The organism is Pseudomonas sp. P1.31 (genome assembly GCF_001269815.1).
In the GTDB taxonomy this organism is placed as follows: domain Bacteria; phylum Pseudomonadota; class Gammaproteobacteria; order Pseudomonadales; family Pseudomonadaceae; genus Aquipseudomonas; species Aquipseudomonas rustica.
In genome coordinates, this window is the sequence record NZ_LHVN01000008.1 from 65,185 (window position 1) to 91,489 (window position 26,305).

The 26,305-nt window shown below is 58.9% G+C and carries 29 protein-coding genes; 16 read left to right on the forward strand and 13 right to left on the reverse strand.

From position 1 onward, the window contains the following. Nucleotides 1–12: 12 nt before the first annotated feature. Nucleotides 13–378, forward strand: a complete 366-nt coding sequence (locus tag AD669_RS06800) for a 5-carboxymethyl-2-hydroxymuconate Delta-isomerase (protein ID WP_053118089.1) — start codon at nt 13–15, stop codon at nt 376–378. Between the two features lie 3 nt (nt 379–381). On the opposite strand, the gene AD669_RS06805 is transcribed toward AD669_RS06800, so the two are convergent. Both AD669_RS06805 and AD669_RS06810 read right to left on the reverse strand, forming a co-directional pair. Further along, entirely contained in the window at nt 382–1,317 is a 936-nt protein-coding gene (locus AD669_RS06805; RefSeq protein ID WP_053118090.1) for a LysR family transcriptional regulator, read from the reverse strand. Nucleotides 1,318–1,502: 185 nt separating this feature from the next. Next, on the reverse strand, nt 1,503–2,687 hold the full coding sequence (locus AD669_RS06810) for a cyanate transporter (protein WP_053118092.1): 1,185 nt from the start codon (nt 2,685–2,687) through the stop codon (nt 1,503–1,505). 387 nt (nt 2,688–3,074) lie between these two features. Between AD669_RS06810 and AD669_RS06815 the strand changes: the two genes are divergently transcribed. The 4 genes from AD669_RS06815 to AD669_RS06830 all read left to right on the forward strand — a co-directional run bounded on the left by AD669_RS06815 (nt 3,075) and on the right by AD669_RS06830 (nt 7,429). After that, on the forward strand, nt 3,075–4,724 hold the full coding sequence (locus tag AD669_RS06815; RefSeq protein WP_053118094.1) for a phosphoethanolamine transferase: 1,650 nt from the start codon (nt 3,075–3,077) through the stop codon (nt 4,722–4,724). A gap of 243 nt (nt 4,725–4,967) precedes the next feature. Beyond that, entirely contained in the window at nt 4,968–6,101 is a 1,134-nt protein-coding gene (gene rnd, locus AD669_RS06820) for a ribonuclease D (protein WP_053118096.1), read from the forward strand. Next, nucleotides 6,098–6,391 carry a YcgL domain-containing protein gene (locus tag AD669_RS06825; protein WP_053118098.1) on the forward strand — a complete coding sequence of 98 codons (294 nt, stop codon included), beginning with the start codon at nt 6,098–6,100 and terminating at the stop codon, nt 6,389–6,391. Before rnd ends, AD669_RS06825 begins: the two co-directional genes overlap by 4 nt. Nucleotides 6,392–6,496: 105 nt before the next feature. Then, nucleotides 6,497–7,429, forward strand: a complete 933-nt coding sequence (locus tag AD669_RS06830; RefSeq protein WP_053118100.1) for a D-2-hydroxyacid dehydrogenase — start codon at nt 6,497–6,499, stop codon at nt 7,427–7,429. A gap of 89 nt (nt 7,430–7,518) precedes the next feature. Here AD669_RS06830 and AD669_RS06835 read toward each other — a convergent pair whose 3' ends face one another. Continuing rightward, a complete protein-coding gene (locus AD669_RS06835; protein WP_053118102.1) occupies nt 7,519–8,112 on the reverse strand; it encodes a nitroreductase family protein in 594 nt (197 codons plus the stop codon). A gap of 165 nt (nt 8,113–8,277) precedes the next feature. On the opposite strand from AD669_RS06835, the gene AD669_RS06840 reads away from it, so the two are divergent. Both AD669_RS06840 and AD669_RS06845 read left to right on the forward strand, forming a co-directional pair. After that, nucleotides 8,278–8,727 (forward strand): YcgN family cysteine cluster protein, encoded by a 450-nt coding sequence (locus tag AD669_RS06840; protein ID WP_053118104.1) that lies wholly within the window; start codon nt 8,278–8,280, stop codon nt 8,725–8,727. An 86-nt stretch (nt 8,728–8,813) separates the two neighbouring features. After that, nucleotides 8,814–10,043, forward strand: coding sequence for a hypothetical protein (locus AD669_RS06845; RefSeq protein ID WP_053118106.1), 1,230 nt, complete (start codon nt 8,814–8,816; stop codon nt 10,041–10,043). An 87-nt stretch (nt 10,044–10,130) separates the two neighbouring features. Here AD669_RS06845 and AD669_RS06850 read toward each other — a convergent pair whose 3' ends face one another. From AD669_RS06850 to AD669_RS06865, 4 genes are all read right to left on the reverse strand, one after another. Next, nucleotides 10,131–10,508, reverse strand: coding sequence for a DUF2892 domain-containing protein (locus AD669_RS06850; protein WP_008087099.1), 378 nt, complete (start codon nt 10,506–10,508; stop codon nt 10,131–10,133). 81 nt (nt 10,509–10,589) lie between these two features. After that, complete coding sequence (locus AD669_RS06855) at nt 10,590–11,060, reverse strand: RNA methyltransferase (RefSeq protein WP_007911337.1); 471 nt, start codon at nt 11,058–11,060, stop codon at nt 10,590–10,592. Nucleotides 11,061–11,192: 132 nt separating this feature from the next. Next, nucleotides 11,193–11,564, reverse strand: a complete 372-nt coding sequence (locus AD669_RS06860) for a YajD family HNH nuclease (protein ID WP_007911336.1) — start codon at nt 11,562–11,564, stop codon at nt 11,193–11,195. A 48-nt stretch (nt 11,565–11,612) separates the two neighbouring features. After that, entirely contained in the window at nt 11,613–12,299 is a 687-nt protein-coding gene (locus AD669_RS06865) for a spermidine synthase (RefSeq protein ID WP_053118108.1), read from the reverse strand. 80 nt (nt 12,300–12,379) lie between these two features. Here AD669_RS06865 and AD669_RS06870 point away from each other — a divergent pair, with 80 nt between their 5' ends. Next, on the forward strand, nt 12,380–12,664 hold the full coding sequence (locus AD669_RS06870) for a hypothetical protein (RefSeq protein ID WP_053118110.1): 285 nt from the start codon (nt 12,380–12,382) through the stop codon (nt 12,662–12,664). Here AD669_RS06870 and AD669_RS06875 read toward each other — a convergent pair. Both AD669_RS06875 and AD669_RS06880 read right to left on the reverse strand, forming a co-directional pair. Further along, nucleotides 12,661–13,134, reverse strand: a complete 474-nt coding sequence (locus AD669_RS06875; protein ID WP_008085900.1) for a Crp/Fnr family transcriptional regulator — start codon at nt 13,132–13,134, stop codon at nt 12,661–12,663. The two genes, AD669_RS06870 and AD669_RS06875, sit on opposite strands and share 4 nt — an antisense overlap. Nucleotides 13,135–13,334: 200 nt before the next feature. Then, complete coding sequence (locus AD669_RS06880; protein ID WP_053118112.1) at nt 13,335–15,389, reverse strand: S9 family peptidase; 2,055 nt, start codon at nt 15,387–15,389, stop codon at nt 13,335–13,337. Between the two features lie 226 nt (nt 15,390–15,615). Between AD669_RS06880 and AD669_RS06885 the strand changes: the two genes are divergently transcribed. Genes AD669_RS06885 through AD669_RS06895 form a run of 3 tightly spaced genes read left to right on the forward strand, consistent with a single transcriptional unit; the run spans nt 15,616 to nt 17,461 of the window. After that, nucleotides 15,616–16,113: a hypothetical protein gene (locus tag AD669_RS06885; RefSeq protein WP_053118114.1), complete on the forward strand. Its 498-nt coding sequence runs from the start codon at nt 15,616–15,618 to the stop codon at nt 16,111–16,113. 16 nt (nt 16,114–16,129) lie between these two features. Continuing rightward, a complete protein-coding gene (locus AD669_RS06890) occupies nt 16,130–16,906 on the forward strand; it encodes a class II glutamine amidotransferase (protein WP_053118116.1) in 777 nt (258 codons plus the stop codon). Between the two features lie 12 nt (nt 16,907–16,918). Then, on the forward strand, nt 16,919–17,461 hold the full coding sequence (locus tag AD669_RS06895) for a DUF2937 family protein (RefSeq protein WP_053118118.1): 543 nt from the start codon (nt 16,919–16,921) through the stop codon (nt 17,459–17,461). Between the two features lie 142 nt (nt 17,462–17,603). Here the strand turns inward: AD669_RS06895 and AD669_RS06900 are convergent, their stop codons facing one another. Continuing rightward, the gene (locus AD669_RS06900) at nt 17,604–18,518 is read right to left on the reverse strand and encodes a LysR family transcriptional regulator (protein WP_053118120.1); all 915 of its coding nucleotides are present in this window, start codon (nt 18,516–18,518) and stop codon (nt 17,604–17,606) included. A 159-nt stretch (nt 18,519–18,677) separates the two neighbouring features. Here AD669_RS06900 and AD669_RS06905 point away from each other — a divergent pair, with 159 nt between their 5' ends. From AD669_RS06905 to AD669_RS06920, 4 genes are all read left to right on the forward strand, one after another. Then, nucleotides 18,678–19,964, forward strand: coding sequence for an MFS transporter (locus tag AD669_RS06905; protein ID WP_053118122.1), 1,287 nt, complete (start codon nt 18,678–18,680; stop codon nt 19,962–19,964). 62 nt (nt 19,965–20,026) lie between these two features. Then, nucleotides 20,027–20,779, forward strand: coding sequence for a 5-oxoprolinase subunit PxpA (locus AD669_RS06910; protein ID WP_053118124.1), 753 nt, complete (start codon nt 20,027–20,029; stop codon nt 20,777–20,779). Beyond that, a complete protein-coding gene (gene pxpB, locus AD669_RS06915) occupies nt 20,776–21,480 on the forward strand; it encodes a 5-oxoprolinase subunit PxpB (protein WP_053118126.1) in 705 nt (234 codons plus the stop codon). Before AD669_RS06910 ends, pxpB begins: the two co-directional genes overlap by 4 nt. Further along, nucleotides 21,477–22,394, forward strand: coding sequence for a biotin-dependent carboxyltransferase family protein (locus tag AD669_RS06920; protein ID WP_053118128.1), 918 nt, complete (start codon nt 21,477–21,479; stop codon nt 22,392–22,394). The genes pxpB and AD669_RS06920 overlap by 4 nt, the downstream gene beginning before the upstream one ends. 132 nt (nt 22,395–22,526) lie before the next feature. Here the strand turns inward: AD669_RS06920 and AD669_RS06925 are convergent, their stop codons facing one another. After that, nucleotides 22,527–23,705: a VWA domain-containing protein gene (locus AD669_RS06925; protein WP_053118130.1), complete on the reverse strand. Its 1,179-nt coding sequence runs from the start codon at nt 23,703–23,705 to the stop codon at nt 22,527–22,529. A 12-nt stretch (nt 23,706–23,717) separates the two neighbouring features. Continuing rightward, nucleotides 23,718–24,563, reverse strand: a complete 846-nt coding sequence (locus AD669_RS06930) for a MoxR family ATPase (protein WP_038358424.1) — start codon at nt 24,561–24,563, stop codon at nt 23,718–23,720. 302 nt (nt 24,564–24,865) lie between these two features. Here AD669_RS06930 and AD669_RS28005 point away from each other — a divergent pair, with 302 nt between their 5' ends. Beyond that, complete coding sequence (locus tag AD669_RS28005) at nt 24,866–25,126, forward strand: DUF2442 domain-containing protein (protein WP_172680085.1); 261 nt, start codon at nt 24,866–24,868, stop codon at nt 25,124–25,126. A 3-nt stretch (nt 25,127–25,129) separates the two neighbouring features. Here the strand turns inward: AD669_RS28005 and AD669_RS06935 are convergent, their stop codons facing one another. Continuing rightward, nucleotides 25,130–26,206 carry a DUF748 domain-containing protein gene (locus AD669_RS06935; protein WP_053118132.1) on the reverse strand — a complete coding sequence of 359 codons (1,077 nt, stop codon included), beginning with the start codon at nt 26,204–26,206 and terminating at the stop codon, nt 25,130–25,132. Nucleotides 26,207–26,305: the final 99 nt, after the last annotated feature.

Below are 26,305 nucleotides of genomic sequence, written 5' to 3' on the forward strand. Positions count from 1 at the left end.
TGGAGCCTCCCGATGCCACACCTGCACATGGAATACACCGCCAACCTGCCGCAGTTGAACGCCGACGTCGCGTTGATTCGCCTCAATAACACGCTGGTGGGTTCTGGTCAGTTCGCGGCGGAGTTCGATATCAAGAGCCGTGCGTTGAAGGTCGAAACCTTCAAGGTTGGCACGGCCATGAGCGAGCGCGGTTTTGTGGCGGTGAAGTTGGCGTTGCTCAGCGGGCGTTCAGCGGAGACCAAGAAACAGCTGTCGCAAAGTCTCTTGGCCGTGCTGCAGGATCTGTGCGAATGGCCGGCCGGTGTCGAGGTGCAGCTGAGTGTCGAGCTGATCGATATCGATCGCGAGTCCTACACAAAAACGGTCATCGGCGTGTAGGAATCAGGCCGCTTGCAGTTCACTGCACACCTTGACCACTTGTTCGCGCAGCCAGACGTTGGCGCTGTCCTGATCAACGCTCTGGCTCCATTGCATGTCGAGGGTAAACCCCGGCAAACCGTTCGGCGCCTCGCAGTGATTGAACACCGCATCGTTGGTCAGTAACCGCTGAATCCGCCGGGGCAGGGTGAGGATGAAATCGGTGCCAGTGATCATCTTCAAAGCCGCGCTGTAACTGTTCGAACGCGCGACGATCTGACGTTTTTGCGCCTGTCGCGCCAGCCAGCCATCAACCATATTCGTCGTCGACGTCCACGGCGTCGGGAACACATGCCGGCGTTCGGTAAACGCTTGCAGGCTCAGGCGCGGTTCCAGCGGCGTCGCGCGTTTATCGAAGACGCAGACCAGGTCATCTTCCAGCAACATGCGCGACTTCAAGTCCGTGTGGTGGCGGTGGAAGTTGGGGCCGAAACTGATGACCAGATCGAGGCTGCCATCGCGCAACTCATCGGCGGGCACATCGGTTTCGAACTTGTGCATGTTGACCATCACTGGCAAGTCATCGAAGTCGAAGCGCTTCAACAGGCGCGGCAAAATCAGTTGTTCGAAGTATTCCGGGGCGCAGATGTTGAAAGTGACCGCTTGCTGGCTCGGGTCAAATGTCGGTGCGCCGGCGTGGCAGAGGTTGATGCTTTCGAGGATTTTCTGCACATGGCCGTACATGCTGCTGGCCTTGTAGGTCGGGCGCATGCCGGTGCGGGTGTTGATGAAGAGTTCGTCTTCAAAACTGGTGCGCAGTTTTTTCAGGCAGTAACTGACGGTGGACTGACTGACGAACAACGTTTCCGAGACCTCGGTGACGCTGCTCTGCTCATACACGGCGATAAACACCATGAGATCCTGCATGTCGAGCTTTCGAAGCAAGTTACTGTTCAGCATCCGTTCCGTCCCGCTGTGCTCCTTGCGCTGAATCCGCGCAAACGTGTGCGAACGATCCTAACGGAACGATGGTACAAGGACAAAGGCTTGTAGGACGTTTCATGGACAGTTGTGGGACAGAAAGTTTTAGCAACACGACGTTACCGCTAAAACCGCTGAAAGCTGGCCAGAGGCCTGTAGCCCGATCACGGGAAGTGTTGCGAATAACGTCGCGGATCGAAGCGCAACACCATCAACGCCATGATCAGCATCACGCCGGTCAGCGACCACCATGCCCATTCGAAACTGCCCAGTTGATCGCGGATCATCCCGGCGATCAGCGGCGAGAGGCCGGCAATCAGATAGCCGATGCCTTGCACGAAAGCGGTCAGGCCGCCGGCGCGTTGCGGGTTGTCGAGGTGATCGAGGGAGACGATCAGGCTCATCGGAAACAGTCCGCCGATGCCCAGACCCAACAGGCAGGGCCACAACAGGCTGAAGTGTTGCGGGCTAAGGATCAGGCCGCAGAAACCGGCGATGATCAACCCAAGCAATGCGAACAGTACGATGCGTCGGTCGCGGCTGCGATTGGCGATGGCTGGCACTACCAGGCCGGAAATCACCTCCATGGCTGTCAGAAAACCTAACAGCAGGCCGGCGTTTTGTTCGCTCCAGCCTTTCTCCACGTAGTACGGCGCCAGCCAGGCGAGGACGCAGGTGTAGGACGCAGTGCCCAAGCCGAAGAAGATTGCGAGTAACCAGGCGCGGGAATGTTTGAAGAAGGTTTCTTTTCTGACTGAAGTGTTCGCGGTCGCAGGCAAGTTGCCGCGTTGTGCCCACCAGAACAGCAAAGCGAATATCGCCAGCATGGCCCAAACGGCCAATCCCATCCGCCAACTGCCGGTGCTGATGAGCACCAGCGGTGCGAACGACGCAGAAATGGCGGCGCCGCCCATGATCGAGGTGACGTACAAACCCATGCACAGGGCGACGTTGTCGGGGAAACGCGATTTGATCAATGCCGGCATCAACGCCTGAATCAGTGCAATGCCGATACCGGCCAGAATCGCGCTGACAATCAACTCGACGGCGGAATCGACAAGCAACCGCGACAACGTGGCCAGACCGATCAGCAGCAACGACCACAGCACCGTGCGTCGTTCACCCAGACGCTGGCTGATGCCGATGCCAAAAAACATCGCCAGTCCCATGGCCATCACCGGCAGCATGGTCAGCAGCGAGGCGAGGCTGAAGCTCAACGGGATGTCGCTGCGAATCGCCGACAGCAATGGCCCGACCGCCGCCATCGAAGGGCGCAAATTGAGGGCTACCAGCATGACGGCGAGCATCAACCAGACAGCGGGACGGGCAGTGGCGCGGACGTTTTCCATCATCAAACCTTGGGAAAGGGCAGATGATTAGGCGCGGCGCCCTATGATTCGGGGAAATCAGAAAACCCCCGGCCTTACCTAAAAATCAAATACCCGCCGGTTCCTGTAGGAGCTGTCGAGTGAAACGAGGCTGCGATCTTTTGACTTTGTCTTAACGGCAAGATCAAAAGATCGCAGCCTTCGGCAGTTCCTACAGGGGTTGTTAGCTGAATAAAAGCTGAACCATTCCCAAATACTCCACAAGTTTCAGACTTTGCTCTCAGTCCAACTAATCGTTGGCGTCTTTTTCACAAAAAATTGATGGTTGCCTGCCTAAAGTTTGTCATGCCTTGGTTAATGAATTTTTCACAACTAACCGAGGGTTCTTTTCAGGAACTGCCCCTTATCATGTTGAAGTTAAAAGCCGTGCGCCCGGAATGGGTGACGTTGATTGCCAGCGCCTTTCTTTTGATTGGTTTTAACGTTGTGCTCTGGCAGCACCTGTTTGACATCACCGCGTCAGACGGCAAGGGCATTGCCATGCGCGTGGCGTTTGGGGTGATGATCTTCGCGGCGTTCAACATCGTGCTGACCTTTGTGGCCTTCCGCCCGCTGCTTAAACCCGTGCTGACGCTGATGTTTTTGATCAGCGCTGGTGTGGCTTATTTCATGAGCCAGTATGGCGTCATGATTGACCCGGGCATGTTGCGTAACTTTGCCGAAACCAATGCTACGGAAGTGCGTGATCTGCTCTCGTTGAAGTTGTTTGTTTATATATTGTTTCTCGGTGTTTTGCCGTCTTTATTGTTGTGGAAATTGCCGATTAATTATCGACGCTGGCACCGCGAATTGTTGAGCAAGGTTATTGTCAGTGTGGCGTCGGTGGCGGTGATTGGTGGTGTGGCATTGGCCAACTACCAGGGTTTGTCATCGTTGTTTCGTAATCACCACGAAATTCGCTTGATGCTGGTGCCGAGCAACTACATTGGTGCGGCGGCCGGTTACCTGCGTGAGCAAGTGGTTTCGGCGCAGCAACCGTTCGTCAAAATCGGCGAAGACGCCGAGCGCAATCCCGATGTAAAACTTGAGCCGCGCAAATCCCTGACTGTATTGGTGGTCGGCGAAAGTGCCCGCGCCGAGAACTTCGGCATCCTCGGCTATAACCGTGACACCACACCAAAACTCGACAAGGAAACCGGGCTGATCGCATTTACCGACGTGCATTCCTGCGGCACGGAAACTGCCGTCTCGGTGCCGTGCATGTTCTCTAACATGGGCCGCAAGAACTACGATGCGAGCAAGGCAAAGAACGAGGAAGGCCTGCTCGACGTCCTCAAACGGGCCGGCATCGATGTGATCTGGCGCGATAACCAGTCCGGCTGCAAAGGCACGTGTGATCGCGTCACCGTGCAGGATGTCAGCAACCTGAAAGACCCGGCACTGTGCGCCCACAGCGAATGCCGCGACGAAATCCTGCTGCAAGGGCTGCAAAGCTTTATCGATCACCTGGACAAAGACACCGTGCTGGTTCTGCACCAGATGGGCAGTCACGGTCCGGAATACTTCAAACGTTATCCAAAGGAGTACGAGCACTTCACGCCGGTCTGTGAAAGTAACGCCCTGAACAATTGCAGCCGCGAAAGTATCGTCAACGGTTACGACAACACGCTGGTGTACACCGACCATGTGCTGTCGAGTCTGATCGATGTGTTGCGCAACAATCAGGACAAAGTCGATACCGCGATGTTGTACCTGTCCGATCACGGCGAGTCGCTGGGTGAGTACAACCTGTTCCTGCATGGCACGCCGTATATGCTGGCGCCGGAACAACAGAAGCACGTGGCGATGCTGGCGTGGTTCTCCGACAACTATCAAAAGTCCTACTCGGTCGACACCCATTGCCTGCAAATGAGCCGCGATAAACCGCTGAGTCAGGACAACCTGTTCCACTCGATGCTCGGTTTGCTCGAAGTGAAGAGTTCGGTGTATCAACCGGATCTGGACATGTTTGCCGGTTGCCGCGGATCAGTGATCGACGGCGTGCTGGCCAAGGACTGAAGCATTCCCGCTGTAGGAGCTGCCGAAGGCTCGGGCCGCGATCGGACGATCTTTTGATCTTCAAAAACAGGTTCAAAAGATCGCAGCCTGCGGCAGCTCCTACAGGTAATGGCCACGTTTGATCCTTCTGTCAGACTATTCTTGCCAATTGGCAGGACATTTCGTTACAGCTCTTGCCCTTCGCAGGCGCGTAAATCGCCGGTGGCGATATATACTGCGCGCCATTCTTCAAGGGAGAGCCGTGTGGCCATCGATATTCACTGGATTCGCGACAACGAAAGCCTCGCGCAGTTTTGCGCCGAGTGGCAGCAGCTGCCGTTCGTTGCCCTCGACACCGAATTCATGCGGGTCGACACCTTCTACCCGATTGCCGGCCTGTTGCAGATTGGCGACGGTAAACGCGCCTACCTGATCGATCCGCTGACCATCAATGCTTGGCAACCGCTGGCTGCGCTGCTGGAAAACTCGGCGGTGCTGAAAGTCCTGCACGCCTGCAGCGAAGACCTCGAAGTGCTGTTGCGTCTGACCGGTAGCCTGCCGGCGCCGATGTTCGACACACAATTGGGCGCGGCTTATCTGAACCTCGGTTTCTCCATGGGCTATTCGCGCCTGGTGCAAGCGGTGCTGGGCATCGAACTGCCGAAGGGCGAAACCCGTTCCGACTGGTTGCAGCGTCCGTTGTCCGACACGCAGATCAGCTACGCCGCTGAAGATGCCGTGCATCTCGCGGAAGTTTTCGTACAGCTGCGCCCGAAACTGTCCGACGACAAGTTCGCCTGGGTGCTGGAGGACGGCGCCGAACTGGTGGCCAACCTGCGCCGCGAAACCGATCCGTACGAGGTTTACCGCGAAGCCAAACTGGCGTGGAAACTCTCCCGTGCACAGCTCGCGGTATTGCGCGAGCTGTGCGCATGGCGTGAAACCGAAGCGCGTGCCCGCGACCTGCCGCGCAACCGCATCGTCCGTGAGCATTCGCTGTGGCCGTTGGCTCGCACGCAACCGGACAACCTCGCCGCGCTGGGCAAGATCGAAGACATGCACCCGCGTACCGTGCGTCAGGACGGTCAATTTCTGCTTGATCTGATCAAGCGCTCTGGCAGTGTGGGCCCTGATCAATGGCCGCCTGCCGTGCCGGAGCCGTTGCCGATCGAAGCTGCTGCGTTGATCAAACAACTGCGTGCGCTGGGTCAGGCCGAGGCCGAGCGCCTCGACATCGCGCCGGAACTGATGCTACGCAAGAAAACCCTCGAAGCGCTGGTCAAAAGTGGCTACCCCGAGGGTCCTTACCAATTGCCTGAGTCGCTGCGTGGCTGGCGCCGCGAACTCATGGGTCAGACGCTGCTCGACAGCCTGGCCACCGCCGGAGAACAGCCTTGAAACGTATTTGTTCCATCTACCAAAGCTCGAAGCGCAGCGGCATGTACCTTTACGTGCTGAAAAGTGATGCACTCGAGCGCGTGCCGGAAGCGCTGATGCTGGCGTTCGGCAAGCCGAAACATTCATTTGACCTGGTGCTGTCGCCTGAGCGCAAATTGGCCAGCGAAGACATCGTCATCGTGCTGGAAAACCTCGACAAGCAGGGCTATCACCTGCAAATGCCGCCGGCCGAGGACGAGTACATCGAGCACTTGCCCGAAGAGTTGCTGCGACGCAACGACCCGGTCTGATCTGCGAGGCCCTGTTCTGGGCCTCGATTAACCCTGGAACTGTTTTTACCGCGACGGTCGCCCGACATCCGGCGACCGTCTGCACGGTTTGCGAAAGGTTTGAAGATGCGCGTTCTGATTGCCGAACACGACCACGCGATATACGCCCGGCTGCTGCGTCAGGCAGTGCCCGAGCTTGAAGTGCTGACCAGCGGCGACTCCGCCGAACTGGCGCGGCTGGCCGCTGATTGCCCGGTGTGGCTGGGGCAGCCGGATCTGCTGGCGACCCTGTTGCGTCAGGGCCACCAGCCACAATGGCTGCAATCGACCTGGGCCGGCATCACGCCGCTGCTTGCCGATGGCTTGCGCCGCGATTATCGCCTGACCCGCGCCGTAGGCATTTTCGGCCAGGTGATGGCTGAATACGTTTTGACCTACATGCTCGGTCACGAGCGCGAGGTATTGGCGCGACTGGTCAGCCAGGTCGAGCGCAAGTGGGACAACCGCACCGGCCAGAGTCTGGTCGGGCGCAAGGTGCTGATCGTCGGCACTGGCGACATCGGCCAGAGCGTGGCGCAGTTCCTGTTGCCGTTCGGCGTCGAGTTGTACGGCATCGCCAGCAGCGCGCGCGCGCAGGCGCCGTTTGTCGAAGTCGGGTCGATGGCTGATCTGCCACGGCTGGTTGGCGAAGTGGATTACGTGGTCAATCTGCTGCCGAACACCGAACATACCCACGATATCTACGACGCGGCGCTGTTCAAGCAATTCAAGCCGACCGGGTTGTTCATCAACGTCGGGCGCGGTGTGGCCGTGGTTGATGCGGATTTGGTCGAGGCGCTGAAGGAAGGGCATCTGGCGGGCGCGGTAATCGACGTCTGCCGTCAGGAGCCGTTGCCGCAGCGTCACCCATTCTGGACGGCGTGGGGCTTGCTGCTGACCGGGCACAGCTCGGCACCGACTTCACCGGCGCTGATGGTGCAGCTGTTTGTCGACAACCTGAAGGCCTATCAGGCGAGCGAGGCGTTGCGCGGGGAAGTGGATTTCAATCGCGGGTATTGAGTTGGCATCAAAAGATCGCAGCCTGCGGCAGCTCCTACAGAGGTACATAATCCCCTGTAGGAGCTGCCGAAGGCTGCGATCTTTTGCTTTTAGAGGGTGAAGTCGCCTTCAGCTGCCAGTTCGCTCAGCGGACGACGCGGGCTTGGCTCTTCGCGTGCTTGCAGGTAATCCGCCAGCGTTGCCTTGTCACCCAGTTTGCCTACCGCAACAGCGGCATGCAGCGCATAACCTTCAGGAATATTCAGCTCCTTGCGCGTCAGCTCCTGATCGAAGCCGGCCATGCCGTGGGTGTGCCAGCCGCTGATGCTCGCTTGTAGCGCCAGATGGCCCCACGCCGAACCCGTGTCGAAGGTGTGCCACAACGCCGGGGTTTCTTCGGTCGCGCCCGGTGCAGTGAAGGTGGTTTTCGAAATCACGATCACCAGTGCCGACGCATGCTGCGCCCAACTACGGTTGAATTCATTGAGCAGGCCCAGATAACGCTGCCAGTTCGGCGTGTCGCGGCGCGCGTAGAGGAAGCGCCATGGCTGCGAGTTGTACGCCGACGGTGCCCAGCGGGCGGCTTCGAAGAAGCTCAGCAGGGTCTCTTCCGGGATCGCTTCGCCGGTGAAGGCGCGCGGCGACCAACGGTCGGTGAACTGCGGGTGAATGGCGTATTCGGCAACGCGAGGGTTGGCACTCATCGAGAGATTCCTGGCTACGTTTGAGTAAATGAATTCGAGGCAAAACCCTACTCGGCAGCGCTGAGGCTGACAAGCGCGATTTACCGACAGTCGCCAGCGCTTGGCCCGCGCGGCCCGGGGCACTAGACTGGCGGCCTTTCACCACCTGATGTTGATGCTTGAGCCATGGCCGCCGAAGTCGAACCGTTCTGGAAACACAAAACCCTTGATCAACTGGATCACCAGGAATGGGAATCGCTGTGCGACGGCTGTGGTCTGTGCTGCCTGCAAAAACTCGAGGATGAAGAAGACAATAGCGTCTATTACACGCGCATCGCCTGCAAACTGCTGGATCTGAACACCTGCCAGTGCAGCGATTACCCGAATCGCATCAAGTTTGTCCCGGACTGTATCCAGCTCACCCCGGGCCAGGCCGAAGAATTCAAATGGCTGCCGCCGACCTGCGGTTATCGACTGGTCAGCGAGGGCAAGGATCTGCCGTCGTGGCATCACTTGGTGAGTGGTGATCGCGAGGCGGTGCACCACGAACGAATTTCACAATCCGGGCGTATGCTCGCCGAAGGCAGCGTGCCGGAAGATGACTGGGAAGATCACCTGATTTTCCGCGCTGGCTAACGGGATTTCATGTAGCGAGGGAGCTTGCTCCCGAAATCGAGTGCGCAGCACTCACACAATAATTCTGACTGCCACAAGGAGTGGGTATGGCTGTGGGTTTGCTGCGAGTGCTGCTGATCGGCCTGCTGGTGTTCAGCGCACCAATCTGGGCAGCAAAAAAAGTCGATCTCGATTACCACGTACGTTTGTTGCCACAGAGCGATCAGGCCGAAGTGCGCCTGACCCTGGCCAAAGGCGAAGCCGTGCGCAGCCTCGATTTCGACCTTGGCGACGGCAGCCATTACAGCGACTTCAAAGCCGATGGCCAATGGCTGTTGACTCCCGGCAAACACGCGCGCGGCGTCTGGCGCCCGACCAGTGCCAAGGCCAGCCTGACCTACCGCGTGCGCATCAGCCACGGTCGCAAAAACGGCAGCTTCGACACCCGCATGACGCCGAGCTGGGCGCTGCTGCGCGGTGATGAACTGGTGCCGCCGGCCAAACTCGATCAGCAGGACGGCACGGAACTGGTCTCGCGCCTGCAATTCGAATTGCCCGATGGCTGGAAAAGCGTCGAAACCTCCTGGCCAAGAATCGGCAAAAACAAATTCCGCATCGACAACCCTTCACGCCTGTTCGACCGCCCGACCGGCTGGATGCTCGCCGGCAAGCTCGGCAGCCGTCGCACGCGTCTGGGCGAAACCGAAGTCACCGTCGCCTCGCCGCAAGGGCAGGGCATGCGGCGCATGGACGTGCTGACGTTGCTGACCTTCGTCTGGCCGCAGGTGCAGGCGGTTTATCCGCGTCATCCGGCCAAGCTGCTGATCGTCGGTGCCAACGACCCGATGTGGCGCGGCAGCCTCGGTGCGCATGAATCGATCTACGTGAACACGCGCTTGCCGCTGGTCAGTGAAAGCGGCAGCAGTGCGCTGATGCGTGAACTGGCGCAGGTGTTTGGGCGGATCAACGACGAGCAGCGCAGCGACTGGATCAGCGAAGGCTTTGCCGAGTATTACGCGATCGAACTGCTGCGCCGTGCCGGTGGCATGAGTGATGAGCGCTATCAGAGTTTGCAGGCGAAACTGGCCAGGGACAGCCAGAAAGTCACGACGCTGCGCGGTGAGCAGATCAGCCCGGCGCAGGTATCAAAAGCGGTGATTGTGTTGCAGGAACTGGATCGCGAGATTCGTTTGAAGACCCGCAATAAACGTTCGCTGGATGACGTATTGCGGGGAGCGATGCATTTGGGGACGGTGAGTACTAAAGAGTTTGTGCAACTGGCTGAGAGCGTGCTCGGCGAGTCTTCCAAAGTCCTTGAGACCGATTTACTGCAATAAGATCAAAAGATCGCAGCCTGCGGCAGCTCCTACAGGGGAAACGCATTCCACATGTAGGAGCTGCCGCAGGCTGCGATCTTTTTGCTTTTAAACCCCGGCTTTCGGCGATTTCACCGAATCATTCCCGGTCACTGTCGCCGAACTGGTCGCCGCTTCCGCATTCGCCTTCAGCTTGCTCAACTCTTCCCCGGCACGTTCGATCTTCGCCCTCACGTTATTCATGTCCTGACGGCTTTTCTCGATCAGGCTTTTCACCGAGCTGTGCCCGGTAATACCGCGAGCCATGGCCACGCCGCCAATCGCCACCTGAATCAAACCGAACACACCGCCACGGCGCAGGCCCTTGCCGACCATGATCACGCCACCGGCCAGTGAGCCGATGCGCTCCCAGCCTTCGACGTTCTGCTCGGAACGGCTCTGAAACGGGGTGGATTCGATACGTTCGACGCGTTTGAGCTCGGTCATGATCTTTCTCCAGGCTATGAGTAATGGATAAATAAGCTGACTGCGCGAGCGGTCAGCTTGTTCCATCGGATGTGCGACGCTTCAGCGGAATTTCGGCCCGGAGCGGGTGTTCAGGCCTTTGGCCATGCGGTCGTAGAGCACGACGTTGACGGTGGCAGCGAGGTTCATGCAGCCGGTGGTCGGGATGTACACGACGTCTTCGCACCAGTCGCGGATCTCTTTATCCAGCGAACCGTCTTCAGGGCCGAAGATGTACAGGGCGCGATCCGGGTGGGTGTATTCAGGTAGCGGACGGGCACCTTCGACCAGTTCCACGGCGACGGGGACGCAGTTGAGCGGGAGGATTTTTTTCAGATCATCGATGCCGATCAGCGGGATGTCGTAGTGCACGCGCTTGGTGTCGGTAACGAAGTCGGCGGCGCGTTCATAACGCTTGCCGGTGTAGAACACAGATGCCACGCCATAGCAGCCTGCGGCGCGCATCACCGAACCGACGTTCTCCGGTGATTTGGGGTTATACAAACCAATGCAGCTGTACCGTTTGTCTGCCACGAGCGGGGTGCCTTCGGGAAAAAGAGTGTGATTATACGGGGATAAGATCAAAAGATCGCAGCCTTCGGCAGCTCCTACAGTTGGATGGCGTACACCCTGTAGGAGCTGCCGAAGGCTGCGATCTTTTGCTTTTTAATCTTCTTTCTTCATCAACCCGGCCAGCGCGGCAAACGGGTTGTGCGTCGCCTTGGCAATCTTCGGCGTGCTCAGCGAGCCTTCGCTGAAGTACTGCTGATCGGTATAACGCGAGTGCTCGTTATCGTGGCAGTACAGGCACAACAGCTCCCAGTTCGAGCCGTCCTGCGGGTTGTTGTCGTGGTTGTGGTCGCGGTGGTGCACGGTCAGTTCGCTCAGGCGCTTGCCGGAAAATTCACGGGTGCAGCGGCCACAGACGTGCGGGTACATCTTCAGGGCTTTGTCGCGGTAGCCCATTTCCTTGTCGCGCTGGTTGTCGGCGAGGATGCGATCCAGCTTCGACGTGTTGGTTGGGGTGGACGAACTCATGGGTTCACCTTTGTAAAAGACTAATGACGGTTATGGGCAGAGTTTAGCTCAGCCTTTGAGCTTCTCGGCAATCCAGATCGTGTGGCGCGTGCCCTTGTTGCCGTGGGCGAAGACCTGGACCTCTTCGGCCTTGAAACCGGCCTTCTTCAATTTGTCGGAAAACAGTCGATCAGCGCTGGCTGACCACACGGCGAGCACGCCTTTCGGACGCAATGCCTTGGCGCAGGCATTCAGACCAGCGGCGGAGTACAGCCAGCTATTGGCCTTCTGGGTCAGACCTTCGGGGCCGTTGTCGACGTCAAGCATGATTGCGTCGAAACCATTCGGCTCGCTTTGCAGCACCTTGGCCACGTCTTCCTGACGGATCACCGTGCGCGGGTCGAGCAGCGGACGACCGGACTTCTCGCCGAGCGGGCCACGATTCCACTCGACCACGCCGGGCACCAATTCGGCGACCACTACTTCAGCGGTCTTGCCCAGATGCTTGAGCGCGGAGGCGAGGGTGAAGCCCATGCCCAGACCGCCGATCAGCACCCGCGAATCCGGCCGCCCGGAGACTTTGCGGCAGGGAATCTCGGCCAGCGCATCTTCGGAGCCGTGCATGCGCGTGTTCATCAATTGCCCGCCGTCGCCGCCCTGAATCTTGATGACGAAGTCCTCGCCATACTCGAACAGGCACAGGGCACCGCCGCTTTCGGGGATCGGGGTGGTGTCGAGCAGAACGAAACGTTTCATGGAAATCTCTACAAGGGGGAAGGCAAGCGGGCCCGTTGGGAGTAGCCTGAGCGCAGACTAGAGGCCAAACGGAGCCCTTGATGAAGCGCACCATTCTAACGGTCATTGCCCTGGCCGCGCTCTCGATTACTGCAGTGCAGGCGCAGCAGACCATTCCGGTCAGCCCGACGCCGCAGCCCGGCGCGCCCGGTACCGCAACACCAACACCTTATCCGCAGATCACGCCGATCAACATTCCCAAATCGGGTGCCGGCAGTGGCAGCCCGCCGCTGGTGCCGATTGAAATGCCGACTCCGCCGAGCAAGGATCAGCCTGTTCCCGGCATTGAACCGAGCGGCAGCAAGGCTAAATCGCCTGGCGGTTAGACCTGTTGTGCCGCCAGTTGGCCGTCGGCCATGCGCAGGCGTTTCGACAGCGAGACGGCGAGGGCGCGGATAATCTTCGCGGCGATCTTCGGCGCGTCGTTGAGCATTTTTTCCAGCGAGTCCTTGCCGAGGTTCAACAGTTGGCAGTTGCTCGCAGCGATGCAGGTGGCCGAGCGGCGTTCACCATCAAGCACTGCCATTTCACCGAAGGCGCGACCGCTGCGCAGGGTGGCCATGGTGATGACCTGGCCGTCGGGCCCGGTTTTCTGCACGGCGACCTGACCGGTGTGGAGGATGCACATGAAACTGCCGGCATCGCCCTCGCGGAAAATCGCCTCGCCTTCCGCCACGGTGCTGATGCTGAAGTAGCCCGAGGCGGCGGCGAAGTCGGCCAGTTGCAATTGATCGAACAGGCCACAGTCCATCAGCCAATCGCGGATTTCATTGTTCAGGAAGGTTGGTTCTGACATGTCGGTGCGGTCTTATTCTGTTGTCTCAGTATCAGGCTCTACACAGTCCCTTGTAGGAGCTGCCGAAGGCTGCGATCTTTTGATCTTGCCCCTCAAAAAATCGAGATCAAAAGATCGCAGCCTTCGGCAGCTCCTACAGGGATCTGTGGGTATCGGCCACAAGGGTCTGGAATTAAGACCCAAGTGACGGACGGAGTTCCTCAGGCCAGGCCCAAAACCTTGAAGACAAATGCATATTCGAGCGCTACGTCACGTAATCCCTGATAACGCCCGCTCATCCCGCCATGCCCGGCGCCCAGCTCAGTCTTGAGCAGCAACAGATTGTCGTCAGTTTTGCTCGCGCGCAGTTTCGCCACCCACTTGGCTGCTTCCCAATATTGCACGCGGCTGTCGTTGTAGCCGGCGATCACCAGCGTCGGGGGATAGGCCTGAGCAGTGATGTTTTCGTACGGCGCGTACGCCTTGATCCGCTCGTAAACCTCCGGCTCTTCAGGGTTGCCCCACTCGTCATATTCGGTGACGGTCAGCGGCAGCTCCGGGTCGAGCATGGTGTTGAGCACGTCGACGAACGGCACTTCGGCAATCGCCACGCCGAACAGATCCGGGCGCTGATTCAACACCGCACCAATCAACAGGCCACCAGCGCTGCCGCCGCTGATCGCCAGTTTTTCGGCCGTGGTGATGCCGTTGAGGATCAAGAATTCGGCGCAGGCAATGAAGTCGCTGAAGGTGTTCTGTTTGTGTTCCTGCTTGCCAGCGCGATACCACGCTTCACCCAGCTCACCGCCGCCGCGCACATGAGCAATGGCAAAGGCCATGCCACGATCGAGCAGACTCAGACGCGCGTGGGAGAACCACGGATCCAGACTGGAACCGTAAGCGCCATAACCGTACAGATACAGCGGCACCGGTTTGCCGAGCATTTCGCGTTTCATCACCAGGCTGATCGGCACTTGCGTACCGTCCGGCGCAGTGGCCCACAGGCGCTGGCTGACGTAAGCGTCGGCGTCGAACGGGCCGAGTACCGGAGTTTCTTTCAGCACGGTTTGCTCGCCAGTGGCGAGGATCAACTGGCGCACCTGAGCCGGGCGGTTCAATGCTTCATAGCGCAGACGAATGCGATCGCTTTCGAATTCCAGGCTGTTTTGCACATAAAGGCTGTAGGCCGCGTCTGGTAATTGCACGCGATAAGGCGCCAGGCCTTGTGGGTGAACTTCGATGATCGGCAGACCACCTTCGCGCAGGCTCAGGGTCATGGCTTCGGTGTTGAGGCTGACGCCGTCGAGCATCACCGTGTCGCTGTGCGGGATCAGGTTCTGCCACTCGGCTTCAGTTGGCGCGATGCCGGTATCCGGCGCCTGATACAGCGCGTAGTTGATGCCGTCGCGGTTGGTGCGGATAAACCATGTCCACGTGCCATCGAGCAGGCCGTGATCGACGTCGTATTCGTGATCTTCGACTCGTGGCGCCAGGCACGTGAACGGCAAGTGCGGCTGATTGGCATCGAGCACCCAGACTTCGCTGGTGGTCTTGCTGCCCAGCGACAGCAGTAATTGCTGCTCGGAGCTGGAACGGTAGCAATGCAGGAAAAAGCGACCGTCCGTCTCAGTGAAGACTTCTTCAGCGGCGGTGCCGTCGAGGCGATAGCGCAGCAGTTTGTGCGGGCGATGGGTGTCGTCGAGTTCGCCGAAGAAAAGCGTCAGGCTGTCGTTGGCCCAGGTCATGCTGCCGTCGCAATCCTCGAATTCCAGCTCACTGACCTTGTCGTTGGACAGTTCTTTGACGAACAGCGTGTAGATCTCATCGCCCGTGGCGTCGACGCTGTAGGCCAGCCGCTGATGATCGGGGCTGATGCTGAACGCGCCCAGCGAGAAGAACCCGCCATTGGCCAGTACGTTCGGGTCGAGCAAAAGCTGTTCGCGGCTTTCATCAAGGGTCAGGCTGTCGTCGGCCGGACGCGGGCAGCGATAGTGCCGCGCGTATTCGTCGCCAGCGGTGGTGCGCGTGTAATACAGGTACGGGCCCCATGGCGAGGGCAGGGACAGGTCGGTTTCGAGAATCCGGCCCTTGATCTCTTCGAACAGCGTTTCGCGCAGCTCGGCCTGATCGGCGGTTTGCGCTTCCTGCCAGGCGTTTTCAGCCTTGAGGTAATCAAGCACCGCGTCGGTGTCGCGTTCCTGCAGCCAGGCATACGGGTCGGCGCCGGGCGCCTTGTGGGCAATCGGAGCACTGCTGACATTGGCGGATTGGGGCATGGAAGGCTCTCGAACAATGTACGGAATAGGGGTTTTCGCAAATCCTGGAAACACTGCAACCTCTGTAGGAGTGAGCCTGCTCGCGATGAGGCCGGCAGCTTCAACATCAATGTCGACTGGCAGTCCGTCATCGCGAGCAGGCTCACTCCTACAGGTCTTGTGTCTATTGGGACAAGCCGGACGGGCGAAAAGTCGTTACTATAAGCGCCTCTTTGCCTGCCTTGCCATGGACACCATGACCGAGAACGACTATCTGATCGCCTGGGGCCTCTACGCCTTTGCCGCCGTAGGCTGCCTGTTGGTATGGATGCGCCTGACCACCTGGATGTGGCGCTACCTGCGCGAGCCGCTGCGGGTGCTGATGGCGGTGTTGCTGTTCAGCCCGACCATCATTGACCCGGTGAAAGCCAAAGTTGCGCCGTCTATCGCCATTACCGCGCTGGATCTGGCGTTCAAGGTCGGCAACAACGCGTGGCGAGCGATCTCCGATCTGTTCATGTACAGCATGATCGCCCTCGGTATTTACCTGATCTTCGTGTTGATCCGTCTGCCAATCGAACGCGCGTCCCGTGCTCGCCGCGAGCAGGCAGAAGCCGCCAAGGCTGCCGCCCGTGCCGATGATCGCGATGACGATCAACCGTTCGGCGGCGTCGGCGATGACCGCTACGGTCGTCCGCCCGTCCCGAGCAATCCGCAGCGCACGCGGGTCGAGCCGCGCCTGTAATCCCGAGAGTCCGCACATGTGTGAATTACTGGGCATGAGTGCCAACGTGCCGACCGATATCGTGTTCAGCTTCACCGGCCTGATGCAGCGTGGCGGGCGTACCGGCCCGCACCGCGACGGCTGGGGCATCGCGTTTTACGAAGGTCGCGGCTTGCGTCTGTTTCAGGATCCGGCGGCCAGCAGCGAGTCGGAAGTCGCCAATCTGGTGCAACGCTATCCGATCAAAAGCGAAGTGGTCATCGGCCATATTCGCCAGGCCAACGTCGGCAAGGTTTGCCTGTCCAACACCCACCCGTTCGTCCGCGAACTGTGGGGGCGCAACTGGTGCTTCGCGCACAACGGCCAACTCGCCGATTTCACCCCGATCAAAAGTTTCTACCGCCCGGTCGGCGATACCGACAGCGAGGCGGCGTTCTGCGATTTGCTCAACCGCGTGCGTGCAGCGTTTCCGGAACCGGTCGATATAGAAGAACTGTTGCCGGATCTGGTCGCGGCCTGCGCCGAATACCGCAGCAAAGGCGTGTTCAACTGCCTGCTCAGCGATGGCGACTGGCTGTTCTGCTACTGCTCGACCAAACTGGCACAGATCACCCGGCGCGCACCGTTCGGCCCGGCGCGCTTGAAGGATGTCGATGTGATCGTCGATTTCCAGGCGGAAACCACGCCCAACGACGTGGTCACCGTGATTGCCACCGAACCGTTGACCGAAAACGAAACCTGGACCCGCTACGAACCGGGCCAATGGAGCCTGTGGCGACGCGGCGAATGCGTCAGCCAGGGTAAGACCGAATAAGGATTGCGCGCCATGTTGCTCAGTTATCTACGGCTGGTGTTGTTCGCGGCGGGCCTGTTGATCGGTGTCCAGGTGCCGGGCTTCATCAACGATTACGCGAAACGCGTCGAAGCGCATCTGATTGAAGCGCAGACCGGATTGCGCGGCTTTCAAGGCACGGCTGATCAATTTTTCAAGGGTGATATGCAGGCGCTGGTCGCGCATTATCGCGCCAGTGAAGATCCGATATTCCGTAGCGATGCGGATAGCCTGAACACTTTGCTCACGCGTCAGGTGGCGTTGGACAAGCAGTTCCAGGCGATGCAGGGCCCTTGGTACATCCGCTTCCTGCAAGTGGTGCTGGCGGCGGATCCGGACATTCGCAAGGAAACCTGGAATGGCTACAGCTATCAGATTCTGCTGACCCCGGAAGCGATGATCTGGGGCATGAGCGGCGCGCTGTTGCTGTCGTTCGGGATTGAATGCGTGTTCCGTCTGATTGACTGGGTCGTGCTCGGCGGCCGACGCCTGCGCCAGAGCCGCCCGATCGAAGACCGCGACGTGCGCGGCCTCTGAAGATCGTTCCCACGCTCTGCGTGGGAATGCAGCCCGGGACGCTCCGCGTCCCAAAGCGGACGCGGAGCGTCCATTGAGGCATTCCCACGCGGAGCGTGGGAACGATCATGTAGGAGCTGCCGAAGGCTGCGATCTTTTGCTGTTAAGGGGTCAAAACCACATACCCATCACCAACCTTCTGCGCATACTCCGCCAACACCTGCTGACACAACGTCACAATTTCCTCGACCCACTCAACCCCCACCCGCCACGACACCACCACCTGCAAGTCCGGTGGCCGCTGATCGATGTCCAGCAAGGTCAATTCCCCCCGCGCCAGTTCCTCCGCCACCAACACCGGCGGCAGCACGCCAATCCCGAATCCATCGCGCAATAACCGGGTAATCGCCGACACCGAATTCACGCAATTCAAACGCGGCGCCATCACGCCGTTCGCCTGCATCAACGCCAGAAGATCCTGATGCGGTCGGGAGTTTTTCGAGTAGGTGATAATGCGTTCCTGCGCCAGTTCAGCGAGGTCGGCGTAGTCGCGGTTGTAGATCGAATTACTGGCGACGATCCAGCCCAGCGGATGGCTGGCCAGCTCTAGGCTGCGCACACTTTCGTGGCGCACCAGATCGGTTTGCAGAACGATATCGAGAAAACCTTTTTGCAGTTGATCGCAGAGGTTCAGCGAGGTATCCGCCACCAGCTCGATTTCCACGCGCGGGTACAGATCGGTCATCTGCGCCACCAACGGGCTCAGCCACGTGTGGATTACCGTGTCCATCACGCCGATGCGTACGCGACCGACCTTGCTTGAGCGCGTCTCGATCGATTGCTTCAGCGCCGACATGGTGTCGAGCATCTGCTCGGCATAGTCGAGCACTTTTAGGCCTTCGGGCGTCAGGCTGACACCGCGCGAATCACGCAGAAACAGCTTCACCCCCAGCTCGCCCTCCAGCACCGCAATGCGGCTGGAAATCGATGCCTGGGTGGTGAACAGCTTGTCGGCGGTCAGGCGAAAACTTTTCAGGCGGGCGACCCAGACAAAGGTCTCGAGAAACTTCAGGTTCATGGGCAAGGCTCGGGTGACAAATTTTTCTTATGCCTAAGGCGGGTTTTTATTCGTTGGACGCAGCACGCCCGGGCGACGAAAAATCGGCGCATCCGGTTCCCACGATAGGCGTCGTCGGGGCTACGAACAAGACCAATAAAAAAACTGCGGAGATAAGCCATGAGTGCTCCCGACACCCTAGAAGCATCCCCGGCACCGGCGCGTCCGGGGCCGTTCGACTGGTATCGCAACATCAATCAGCAGGAGCGCCGCACCTTCTGGAGCTGCAAGATCGGCTACGGTCTGGACGGCATGGACACGCAGATGCTCAGCTTCGTCGTGCCGACGCTGATTGCGATGTGGGGCATCACCACCGGCGAGGCCGGGCTGATTCATACCAGCACGCTGATTGCTTCAGCGATTGGCGGTTGGGTCGCCGGGATTCTCTCCGACCGCATCGGCCGCGTGCGCACCCTGCAACTGACGGTGCTGTGGTTCGCCTTCTTCACCTTCCTCTGCGGTTTCGCGCAAAACTACGAACAACTGCTGATCGCCCGCACCTTGATGGGCTTCGGTTTCGGCGGCGAATGGACGGCCGGCGCGGTGCTGATCGGCGAGGTGATCCGCGCCAAGGATCGCGGCAAAGCGGTGGGCATGGTGCAATCCGGGTGGGCGCTGGGCTGGGGGCTGACGGCGATTCTGTATGCGCTGCTGTTCTCGGTGTTGCCACCGGAAGACGCCTGGCGCGCGCTGTTCATCCTCGGCATCGTACCGGCGATTTTTGTGATTTTCGTCCGCCGTCTGGTCAAGGATCCGGAGATCTATCGCGAAGCCAAGGCCCGACAAACGCCGGAGAATCAATCGAAGTTTTACGAGATCTTCGCCCCGGGCATGCTCTTCACCACGTTCCGCGCTTCGCTGCTGACCACCGGTGCGCTGGGCGGGTATTACGCCATCACGTCGTGGCTGCCGACCTTCCTCAAGAACGAACGCGGTTTGAGCGTACTCGGTACTGGCGGTTATCTGGCGATGGTGATTGTCGGCTCTTACGTCGGTTACGTGATCAGCGCCTATCTGACCGATCTGCTCGGCCGCAAAAAGAATTTCATTCTGTTCGCGGTCGGCTCGTTCACCATCGTTTTGCTCTATACGCAATTGCCGGTGAGTAACGGCGTGATGCTGTGGCTGGGCTTTCCGCTGGGCTTCTTTGCCTCAGGGATTTTCAGCGGCATGGGCGCGTTTCTCACTGAGCTGTTTCCGACGCGGATTCGCGGTTCGGGGCAGGGTTTTTGCTACAACATCGGGCGGGCGCTGGCGGCATTGTTTCCGCTGCTGATCGGTTTGCTTAGCCAGACCGTGCCATTGAGTGTCGGCATTGGTGCTTTCGCGGCGGTGTCTTACGGCGTGGTGATTATCGCGGCATTGAGCCTGCCGGAAACCCGTGGCAAGCAACTCGATGCGCAGTAACTGATAACCTGCGAAGCACAGTCCTACCGATAAAAAGACAAGCCCCTACAGGAGTGTTCACCGTGAGCCGCCTGCTATTGAATTGCGACATTGGCGAGAGCTTCGGCAGCTGGACCATGGGTCTGGACGCCGAGGTCATGCCCTTCATCGATTGCGCCAACATCGCCTGCGGTTTCCATGCCGGCGACCCGAGCATCATGCGTAAAACCGTCAGCCTGGCGTTGAGCCACGGCGTGAAAATCGGCGCGCATCCGGCTTATCAGGATCTGGTCGGTTTCGGCCGCCGTTCCATGGCGTATTCGGCGCAAGAGCTGCAAGACATCCTGCATTACCAGATCGGCGCGCTCGACGGCATCTGCAAGGCGCAGGGTGGCCGGGTCAGTTACGTCAAACCGCACGGCGCGATGTACAACGACATGATGGCCAACCCGGCGCAATTGCGCGCGGTGATTCAGGCCGTGGCCGCTTACGACAGCAGCCTGCCGCTGATGTTGATGGCCACTCGCGACAACTCGGCCGCGCAGCAAATGGGTGATGAGTATGGCGTGACGTTGTGGTTCGAAGCGTTCGCCGACCGCGCCTATGACAGCGCCGGCAAACTGGTTTCGCGACAACTGCCGGGTGCGGTGCATCACGACCCTGAAAAAATCATCGAGCAAGCGCTGACCATTGCCCGTGGCGACAACCTCACCGCCAGCGATGGCAGTGCGTTGCGCCTGCACGCCAACACCCTCTGCGTACACGGCGACAACGCCAGTTCGGTGGCCGCCGTGCAGCGTATTCGCGAGGCCTTGAATCAGCAGGACGCGCAATGAACCCAAGGATTGAAGTGGTGGCACTGGATTGCCTGATGCTGCGTCTGTTCGATGAAATCGCTGAGGCCAACATGCCCTGGATGCTCGCCGCCAGTGAGCGCTTGCGTACGGCGTTTGGCGCGCAATTGATCGATCTGGTGCCGTCGTACACGACGCTGATGGTGCATTACGATTTGACTGTTTTGAGCCCGAATCAGGCGCGGGAATTGATCGCTGAGGCGCTGATTGATCTGTCGCCGAATTCACGATCCGCCGGTCAATGTCATGTGCTGCCGGTCTGGTATGACTTGAGCGTCGGGCCGGAGTTGAGCTTGCTGGCTGAGCGCAGTGGACTCGCGGTGGATGAGGTGATCCGTCGCCACAGCGGCCGCGAATATCAGGTGTTCGCTCTCGGCTTCGCGCCGGGTTTTGCCTTTATGGGTTTGGTCGAAGAAATCCTCGCGGCGCCACGTTTGAACACGCCGCGCAAGAAAGTCGCCGCCGGCAGCGTCGGTATCGCTGAGCGGCAAACCGCTGCCTATCCCGTGGTCTCGCCCGGTGGCTGGAATTTGATCGGTCGTACGCCGGCGAAACTGTTTGACCGTCATCGCGAGGGCTACAGCCTGATGCAACCCGGCGACACCGTGCGTTTCGAAGCTGTGAGCCATGCCGAGTTCATCAATCTGGGCGGCGACGACACGCCACTGGAGGCGCAGGCATGAGCCGATTGGCGATTGAGGCGAGCACGGCGCTGTGTTTGTTGCAGGATGCCGGGCGATTTGGTGTGCGGCATCTGGGCGTGACTCAGGGCGGCGCGGCGGATTGGAATTCCATGAGTTGGGCCAATTGGCTGCTGGGCAATGGGCTGGATGTACCGGTGATCGAAATCACCCTCGGCGGGTTTGCGCTGATCGCCGAAGAGGATTGCTTGCTGGCGCTGGCCGGGGCGGATCTTGGCGCGCAGATCGATGGTCAGCCGTTGGCGCCGTGGCGCAGTTTCAAATTGGGCAAAGGGCAGAAATTGCAGTTCACGCAGCCATTGCTCGGTGCCCGGGCGTATCTTGCGGCGCCCGGTGGATTTGACGCGCCGAAGGTGTTGGGCAGCAGCGCGACGGTGGTGCGTGAAGAACTCGGTGGACTCGACGGCATGGGCTTGTCGTTGTCCAAGGGTTCAACGCTGAGTTATCACGGGGAATCGTTGCTGGTGCGGGAAATGCCGTTGGCGTTGCGGCCGGATCTTAAATCGAGTGCACCGCTGGATCTGGTGCTCGGCGCGCAGATTGGTCAGTTCAGCGGGCAGAGTCTGTTTGATGTGTTTAACAGTGCGTGGACGCTGGACAGTCGCGCTGATCGCATGGGAATTCGCCTGCTGGGCAAGGCTTTGCAGTATCAGGGACAGCCGATGATTTCCGAGGGAATTCCGTTGGGCGCGGTGCAGGTGCCGCCGGACGGACAGCCGATTGTGTTGCTCAATGATCGGCAGACGATTGGTGGCTATCCGAGATTGGGGGCTTTGACGCCGCTGGCGTTGGCGCGGCTGGCACAGTGTTTGCCGGGGATGCAGGTGCGGTTAAGGCCGGTGGTGCAGGATGTCGCACATCGCGAACATATCGAGTATTTGCAGAGATTTGGCTGAAGATCAGAAGATCGCAGCCTGCGGCAGCTCCTACAGGGGAACGCGAATTTGATCGTTCCCACGCTCCGCGTGGGAATGCCGCCCGGGACGCTCCGCGTCCCTGTGACGCAGAGCGTGGGAACGATCTGGTCGTCATTTGGACAAAAACCGCATCCCTTCCTCAAGCCCACGCAGCGTCAACGGATACATCTGATCCTCAATCAAATCCCGCACGATATTGGTCGACGAGGTATACCCCCACGTATCTTTCGGATACGGGTTAATCCAGATGAGCTTCTTGTACTTCTCCATAAACCGCTGCATCCACACATAACCCGGCTCTTCGTTCCAGTGCTCGACACTGCCGCCGGCCTGGGTGATTTCATAAGGCGCCATCGCCGCGTCGCCAATGAAAATCACCTTATAGTCAGCGCCGTACTTGTGCAGCAGATCCTGGGTTGAAGTGCGCTCGGAAGTGCGGCGCATGTTGTTCTTCCACACCGATTCGTAAACGAAGTTGTGGAAGTAGAAGTACTCCAGATGCTTGAACTCGGTCTTACAGGCCGAGAACAGCTCCTCACAGATCTTCACGTGCGCGTCCATCGAACCGCCGATGTCGAACAGCAACAACAGCTTCACCGTATTGCGCCGCTCCGGGCGCATCTGAATGTTCAGCAGGCCCGCGTCTTTGGCGGTGTGATCGATGGTGCCGTCGATATCAAGTTCTTCCGCCGCGCCCTGGCGAGCGAATTTACGCAGACGACGCAGGGCAACCTTGATGTTGCGCGTGCCCAGTTCCACCGAGTCGTCGAGATTCTTGTATTCGCGCTGATCCCAGACTTTTACCGCTTTGCCCTGACGCTTGCCGGCATCGCCCACCCGAATGCCTTCCGGGTTGAAGCCGCCGGAGCCAAACGGGCTGGTGCCGCCGGTGCCGATCCATTTGTTGCCGCCGGCGTGGCGTTCCTTCTGTTCTTCCAGACGTTTCTTGAACTCTTCGATCAGCTTGTCGAGACCGCCGAGGGACTGGATCTGCGCGCGTTCCTCGTCGCTCAGCGAGCGCTCGAACTCCTTGCGCAGCCACTCTTCGGGAATCAGCGCCTGTAAATGATCGTCGAGCTTTTCGAGGCCATTGAAGTAGGCGCCGAACGCACGGTCGAATTTGTCGAAATGACGTTCGTCCTTCACCAGAATCGCCCGCGACAAGTAATAGAACTCGTCCATGTCGGCGAAGGTCACGCGCTGTTTCAGCGCGTTGATCAGGTCGAGCAGTTCGCGCACCGACACCGGCACCTTGGCTGCACGCATTTCATTGAACAGGTTGAGCAACATGGCATCAGCCTCTTAGCGGGTGCCGCGACGGCTCATGAACGCCAGACGCTCAAGCAACTGCACGTCCTGCTCGTTCTTCACCAAAGCACCGGCCAGCGGCGGAATCGCCTTGGTCGGATCGCGTTCGCGCAGCACCGCTTCGCCAATATTGTCGGCCATCAGCAGTTTCAGCCAGTCGACCAGTTCCGAGGTCGACGGCTTCTTCTTCAGGCCCGGCACTTTGCGCACATCGAAGAACACGTCCAGCGCTTCGCTGACCAGATCCTTCTTGATGTCCGGGTAATGCACGTCGACGATTTTCTGCAGGGTCGGGCGATCCGGGAAAGCGATGTAGTGGAAGAAGCAGCGGCGCAGAAAGGCGTCCGGCAGCTCTTTCTCGTTGTTGGAGGTAATGATGATGATCGGGCGCTTCTTGGCCTTGATGGTCTCGTCGATCTCGTAAACGTAGAACTCCATCTTGTCGAGTTCTTGCAGCAAGTCGTTGGGGAACTCGATGTCGGCCTTGTCGATCTCGTCGATCAGCAAAATGACCCGCTCTTCGGACTCGAAAGCCTCCCAGAGCTTGCCTTTCTTCAGGTAGTTGCGCACGTCGTGGACTTTTTCAGTGCCCAGCTGCGAGTCGCGCAGACGGCTGACCGCATCGTACTCGTACAAGCCCTGATGGGCCTTGGTGGTGGATTTGATGTGCCAGGTGATCAGCTTGGCATTAAACGATTCGGCCAGTTGCTCGGCGAGCATGGTCTTGCCGGTGCCCGGCTCGCCCTTGACCAGCAGCGGCCGCTCCAGGGTGATGGCGGCGTTGACCGCCAGCTTCAGGTCATCGGTGGCGACGTAGGCCTGGGTGCCTTCGAACTTCATCTGCTAATCCTCGAACGGTAACGCCGACCTGAACGGGCAGGGCGGGGGCGAAATAATCGGATGCCCGACTATAACGCGCAGGCCGGTCGACTGTGAACGCAGACGGCTTATTCAGTCTCTGAATGGGGCGTCACATGTTGACTCAGTCTCGGCGCATGGCCAGTATTTTTACCCGGTTGATTCGGCGATAGCCTCTGAACACACCGCATGACTTGCGGCAAAAGGGCTTTCTGTGGCGAGGGAGCTTGCTCCCGCTGGGCTGCGAAGCAGCCCCATCCCGTTCACTCGGAGGCTTTTAATACATGTCGAGCATAAAAAGACCACGCTTGTCCGCTGCCGTAGCGCTTACAGACCGCCGACTCGCACTGACCTTTTGCGATAGCCGGCAAGTAACAGTCGATTTGAGTTGCGATATCCAAACATATCCAGGACTCGCCCCATTACTCGATCCGATAGTCTTTGCAACTGCTCGTCTGGCAGATAATGGCTGGACTGTTGAATGGTTGGCCGCAGATATCCAGATCGGCGCAGATACCTTTTATCGGGATGCATTTCGCCCGTAAATCCTAACCCGCATCCGGCTTGGGCCGTTCATACCGCGCATTGAATGCCTGAACAAAGCCATTACGCAAAATCTGCAAAAACGCTTCAAACGCGCTGATATTTTGCTGATGCACATTGCCGCTCAGCTCAACCTTGGTCGCGAACTGGTTTTTCGCCTGATTCTTCAGCACGGTTTCCGTGCCGCCGACCAGCGCTTCCCAGACGGAGCGGAAGATGCTTTTGTTCTTGTTTTCCACGTCCTGCTGCCAGTTGAACACTTCGACGTCACGCAGCAGGGGTTTGATGTAGCCGTTGACTTGCGCCTTTTTGGCTTTGGCTTCAATCACTACATCGCCGTGACCTGCATTGAAGTCGAACTTGCCGTAGGCCGAAGCGAAGTCATTCATGCTTTTGAGTTCGATGTCTTTGGCGCGCAGACGGAATTCGAAGTCTTCAAAATTGCTCAACGGATCGAAGGTGGCGGTGGTTTCCAGCGGTGCGTGGCCGAGTAGCAAGGCTTTGCCTTCGAAACGGGCGTCGCGTTTACCGTCCTTATCGACCACGTTGGTCAGGTTGTAGATGCTCGCGTTGACGTCAGTGGCATTCATGTTCACCGGCGGTTTGGAGTTGAAGTTGCGGAAACTGATGCGACCGTCGTTGATTTGCACTTCGTCGAGGGTGATGGGCAACAACTTGCCCAACTGCTCACGCCAGTCGGTGCCTTGACCGGTTTGGGAATTCTGTTTGTTGGCGCCACCGTCGACGAAGTTGATTTCAGGTTTGAAGAACTTCACTTGAGCGACGACGGCATGGTCGTACCACAGCGAGTGCCAACTGACTGAAAGGTCGATCAACGGTGCGTTAACGAACGGCACCGGCACTTTGCCGTCGACTTTGACAATCTTCAGACCGTTGATTTTGTAGGCGCCGCGCCACCACGCCAGGTCAACATCGGTGATCTGACCACGGTAATCGCCCATGTTGGCCAGTTTGTCATTCAGGTAATCGCGCACCACGTAGGGCAGGGCGATGTGCAGCGCGATCAGCAGCACGACGATTCCCGCAAAAGTCCATAGCGGCCAACTGTAACGACGTTTCATGGTGACAATTCCCGAACGATGTAAAGCGATTGACTACTACGTGTTGCAGACGTTCGCCTCGACTGGACTGTGATGGGCAACAGGCATACCTTGGAGCGC

Bases quoted from the DNA above. Each gene is read 5' to 3' on its own strand.
- AD669_RS06800 (WP_053118089.1), top strand. From the start codon at position 13: ATGCCACACCTGCACATGGAATACACCGCCAACCTGCCGCAGTTGAAC.
- AD669_RS06805 (WP_053118090.1), bottom strand. From the start codon at position 1,317: ATGCTGAACAGTAACTTGCTTCGAAAGCTCGACATGCAGGATCTCATG.
- AD669_RS06810 (WP_053118092.1), bottom strand. From the start codon at position 2,687: ATGGAAAACGTCCGCGCCACTGCCCGTCCCGCTGTCTGGTTGATGCTC.
- AD669_RS06815 (WP_053118094.1), top strand. From the start codon at position 3,075: ATGTTGAAGTTAAAAGCCGTGCGCCCGGAATGGGTGACGTTGATTGCC.
- AD669_RS06830 (WP_053118100.1), top strand. From the start codon at position 6,497: ATGCGCGTTCTGATTGCCGAACACGACCACGCGATATACGCCCGGCTG.
- AD669_RS06835 (WP_053118102.1), bottom strand. From the start codon at position 8,112: ATGAGTGCCAACCCTCGCGTTGCCGAATACGCCATTCACCCGCAGTTC.
- AD669_RS06840 (WP_053118104.1), top strand. From the start codon at position 8,278: ATGGCCGCCGAAGTCGAACCGTTCTGGAAACACAAAACCCTTGATCAA.
- AD669_RS06845 (WP_053118106.1), top strand. From the start codon at position 8,814: ATGGCTGTGGGTTTGCTGCGAGTGCTGCTGATCGGCCTGCTGGTGTTC.
- AD669_RS06850 (WP_008087099.1), bottom strand. From the start codon at position 10,508: ATGACCGAGCTCAAACGCGTCGAACGTATCGAATCCACCCCGTTTCAG.
- AD669_RS06860 (WP_007911336.1), bottom strand. From the start codon at position 11,564: ATGAGTTCGTCCACCCCAACCAACACGTCGAAGCTGGATCGCATCCTC.
- AD669_RS06865 (WP_053118108.1), bottom strand. From the start codon at position 12,299: ATGAAACGTTTCGTTCTGCTCGACACCACCCCGATCCCCGAAAGCGGC.
- AD669_RS06870 (WP_053118110.1), top strand. From the start codon at position 12,380: ATGAAGCGCACCATTCTAACGGTCATTGCCCTGGCCGCGCTCTCGATT.
- AD669_RS06875 (WP_008085900.1), bottom strand. From the start codon at position 13,134: ATGTCAGAACCAACCTTCCTGAACAATGAAATCCGCGATTGGCTGATG.
- AD669_RS06880 (WP_053118112.1), bottom strand. From the start codon at position 15,389: ATGCCCCAATCCGCCAATGTCAGCAGTGCTCCGATTGCCCACAAGGCG.
- AD669_RS06885 (WP_053118114.1), top strand. From the start codon at position 15,616: ATGGACACCATGACCGAGAACGACTATCTGATCGCCTGGGGCCTCTAC.
- AD669_RS06890 (WP_053118116.1), top strand. From the start codon at position 16,130: ATGTGTGAATTACTGGGCATGAGTGCCAACGTGCCGACCGATATCGTG.
- AD669_RS06895 (WP_053118118.1), top strand. From the start codon at position 16,919: ATGTTGCTCAGTTATCTACGGCTGGTGTTGTTCGCGGCGGGCCTGTTG.
- AD669_RS06900 (WP_053118120.1), bottom strand. From the start codon at position 18,518: ATGAACCTGAAGTTTCTCGAGACCTTTGTCTGGGTCGCCCGCCTGAAA.
- AD669_RS06905 (WP_053118122.1), top strand. From the start codon at position 18,678: ATGAGTGCTCCCGACACCCTAGAAGCATCCCCGGCACCGGCGCGTCCG.
- pxpB (WP_053118126.1), top strand. From the start codon at position 20,776: ATGAACCCAAGGATTGAAGTGGTGGCACTGGATTGCCTGATGCTGCGT.
- AD669_RS06920 (WP_053118128.1), top strand. From the start codon at position 21,477: ATGAGCCGATTGGCGATTGAGGCGAGCACGGCGCTGTGTTTGTTGCAG.
- AD669_RS06925 (WP_053118130.1), bottom strand. From the start codon at position 23,705: ATGTTGCTCAACCTGTTCAATGAAATGCGTGCAGCCAAGGTGCCGGTG.
- AD669_RS06930 (WP_038358424.1), bottom strand. From the start codon at position 24,563: ATGAAGTTCGAAGGCACCCAGGCCTACGTCGCCACCGATGACCTGAAG.
- AD669_RS28005 (WP_172680085.1), top strand. From the start codon at position 24,866: ATGTCGAGCATAAAAAGACCACGCTTGTCCGCTGCCGTAGCGCTTACA.
- AD669_RS06935 (WP_053118132.1), bottom strand. From the start codon at position 26,206: ATGAAACGTCGTTACAGTTGGCCGCTATGGACTTTTGCGGGAATCGTC.